At 32.8% G+C, this 683-nt stretch carries 1 protein-coding gene; it reads left to right on the top strand.

All coding sequences use genetic code 11. The features are described from left to right. Positions 1 to 77: 77 nt before the first annotated feature. On the top strand, positions 78 to 683 hold a 606-nt coding region (locus HMPREF2917_RS10685), incomplete at its 3' end, for a transposase family protein (RefSeq protein WP_141751560.1).

Below are 683 nucleotides of genomic sequence, written 5' to 3'. Positions count from 1 at the left end.
CTATTTTAGTGTATACAAAAAGGCCAACATCCGTTATATTAAAATCGCTAAACCTAATACAAAAGGATGATGACCATATGAACAATATACTAGAAGCTACGCTACAAATCAAAGATAAAAACATTATTTGGGATAATAAAGTTCAAGAGAAGATATTTAAAAAGAGAAAATCTTTATTTTATTCAGCTACATATACGCATAAACCAGAATTTTGTACTGTCTGTGGATGTGTTAGCCAAAATAATAATATCGTCAAAAATGGCACGAAAACTTCTCGTATCACTCTCTGTTCTGTTTCAGGCCTTCCGGCCTACTTAAATCTACGCAAGCAGAGATTTCTCTGTAGAGAATGTGGCTCTTCATTTACCGCAGACACTAGTCGAATCGTAGAAAAACACTGTCATATCTCTAAACGATTAAAAAACGAAATCAAATCAAAAATAAGTGAAACAGTATCTGAAACATATATCGCAAAAGAAACAAATGTTTCAGTTCATACTGTAAGACGTATTATAGATGATACAGCACGATTATTGACCATTAAACCATTACACGATTTACCTGAGCATCTGTGTTTTGATGAATTTAAATCCGTTAAATCTTCCGATAGTAATATGAGTTTCATTATTTGTGATAGCACTACACACAAGCTGGTCGATGTTGTACGAGATAGAAAATCTTAC

This window comes from Streptococcus sp. HMSC061E03, from assembly GCF_001813505.1.
Taxonomy (GTDB): Bacteria; Bacillota; Bacilli; order Lactobacillales; family Streptococcaceae; genus Streptococcus.
This window is presented reverse-complemented; position numbering and strand designations above follow the sequence as displayed.